This window comes from Phenylobacterium sp. (genome assembly GCF_030651755.1).
GTDB lineage: Bacteria > Pseudomonadota > Alphaproteobacteria > Caulobacterales > Caulobacteraceae > Phenylobacterium.
In genome coordinates this window covers 1-2225 of the sequence record NZ_JAUSBZ010000109.1, presented here as the reverse complement: position 1 = coordinate 2225, position 2225 = coordinate 1, and the positions used below count along the sequence as shown (strand labels likewise).

The 2225-nt window shown below is 65.5% G+C and carries 2 protein-coding genes and 1 pseudogene; 2 read left to right on the top strand and 1 reads right to left on the bottom strand.

Annotation, left to right across the window (positions count from 1 at the left end; genetic code table 11):
* Positions 1-350: pseudogene (locus Q7V15_RS10050) on the bottom strand (hypothetical protein); the annotation flags it as partial.
* Between the two features lie 140 nt (positions 351-490).
* Between Q7V15_RS10050 and Q7V15_RS10045 the strand changes: the two are divergent.
* Together Q7V15_RS10045 and Q7V15_RS10040 are read left to right on the top strand one after the other, a co-directional pair.
* Positions 491-1609, top strand: coding sequence for an acyl-CoA dehydrogenase family protein (locus tag Q7V15_RS10045; RefSeq protein ID WP_304755434.1), 1119 nt, complete (start codon positions 491-493; stop codon positions 1607-1609).
* A 14-nt stretch (positions 1610-1623) separates the two neighbouring features.
* A partial coding sequence (locus Q7V15_RS10040; RefSeq protein WP_304755433.1) for an acyl-CoA dehydrogenase family protein occupies positions 1624-2225 on the top strand: 602 nt, incomplete at its 3' end.

The following is a 2225-nucleotide window of genomic DNA, read 5'->3' as shown; positions in this document are numbered from 1 at the left end:
TCGTATTCGGCGCCCGGCACCCGCCAGCCGCCCCAATCGGCCTTGTCGGTCACCACCACCGGATAGGTGCCCGGGAACGGGTGGTGCGGACAGTCATCCGCCGTCTGCCACTTGTTGCGCGCCCGCAGCAGGCGCCAGTCCGGCTCGTCATCGTTGACGAGATCGTGACTGGATTGCTCGGCGCGGAGTTCATGGGCGTGGAAGTCGCGGCCAAGGCCCACGTCATAGGTCACGCGCACGGGTTCGTCGAAGCCGCGCGCCCAGACGGGCACGATCTTCTCGATCACAGCCCAGGCGCCGACGCTTTCGACCCACACCTTTTGATTACGTTGGAAGACAGCCTTGGCCATACGCACCCACCGATACTGATTTCCGGCCATAAGACGCTGAAATCCTTGACGCGAGGTCAATCTTTCCACGCCGGCTGCGATGCGTATGGTGGAATTTCAGGGAAACGCAGACGCCGTGAACACGGCGGGACAAGACGGGCATGAATTTCGATTTTTCCGACGACCAGAAGTTTCTGAAGAACGAGGCGCGAAAGTTCCTGGAGGCCCACTGCCCCACGAGCCGCGTCCGCAAGGTCCTGGATGAGGACGCCAGGTCCCACGACGAGGATCTCTGGAAGGCGGTGGGCGAGCAGGGCTGGCTCGGCGCGGCCATTCCCGAAGAGTACAATGGCCTGGGCCTTGGGCGGCTGGAGCTGTGCGTGATCGCCGAGGAGCTCGGCCGCGCTGTCGCCCCCATCCCCTTCGCCTCCACGGTCTACTTCCTCGCCGAAGGCGTCATGCTGGCCGGCTCCGAAGAGCAGAAGGCCTACCTCCTGCCCCGCATCGCCGCCGGTGAAGTGATCGGCGCCATGGCGGTCTCGGAGGGCCCCGGCGTGACCACCGCCTCCACCCTGCAAGCCACCGTCGAGGGCGGCAGGCTGAATGGCGTGAAGTTGCCGGTGACCGATGGCGACATCGCCACCGTCGCCCTGGTCCTGGCCAAGGAGAACGGAAAGCCTGGCCTGTTCATCGCCGACCTCACCGACGCTTCGGTGACGCGTGACGCGCTCAAGACCCTGGATCCCACCCGGGATGCGGCGCGGCTGTCCTTCAAGGACACGCCGGTCAAGCGGCTTGGCGAGGCGGGTCAAGGCTTTGACCTTCTGGAACAGATCAATGACCGCGCCGCGGTCCTGCTGGCCTTCGAACAATGCGGCGGCGCCGACCGCTGCCTGGAAATGGCCAAGTCCTACGCCCTGGAGCGTTACGCCTTCGGTCGCTTGATCGGCTCCTACCAGGCCATCAAGCACAAGCTGGCCGACATCTATGTGAAGAACGAGCTGGCCCGCTCCAACGCCTATTACGGCGCCTGGGCGCTCAACACCGGCGCGCCGGAACTGCCTGTGGCCGCCAGCGCCGCACGGATCGCCGGCTCCGAGGCCTACTGGTTCGCCTCAAAGGAAAACATCCAAACCCACGGAGGCATCGGCTTCACCTGGGAGATGGATTGTCATCTGCACTACCGGCGCTCGCGCCAGCTTTCCCTCGTGGCGGGCGCGCCGCGGGTCTGGAAGGAACGGCTGGTCAGCCAGCTTGAACGTCGTAACGCCGCCGCCTGACAGGGATCAGCACCATGGACTTCAAAGACACCCCCGAAGAGGCCGCCTACCGCCAGCAGGTTCGCGACTGGCTCACCGCCAATGCGCCCAAGAAACGCGAAGGCGAGCCTGATCCGCTGGGCGAATCCAGCGACGGTCTGGCCGCGTCCAAGGCTTGGCAGGCCAAGAAGGCCGCCGCCGGCTACGCCTGCATCACCTGGCCCAAGGAATGGGGCGGACAGGGGGGCAATCCCATCCAGCAGGTGATCTTCGGCCAGGAAGAATCCGCCTTCCCGACCCCGGGCAATCCGTTCCAGATCGGCCTGGGCATGTGCGTGCCCACGGTAATGACCTTCGCCGACGAAGAGACCAAGAAACGCTTCGTGGGCCCCGCCATGCGCGGCGAGGAGATCTGGTGCCAGCTCTTCTCCGAACCCTCGGGCGGCTCCGACGTGGCCGGCGCCCGCACCCGGGCCGAGCGCGCGCCGGACGGGTCGGGCGACTGGATCATCAACGGCCAGAAGGTGTGGACCACCGGGGCCCAGTTCTCCGATTTCGGCATCGTCATCTGCCGCACCAATCCGGACGCGCCCAAGCACAAGGGCATGACCATGTTCTGGATCGACATGAAGGATCC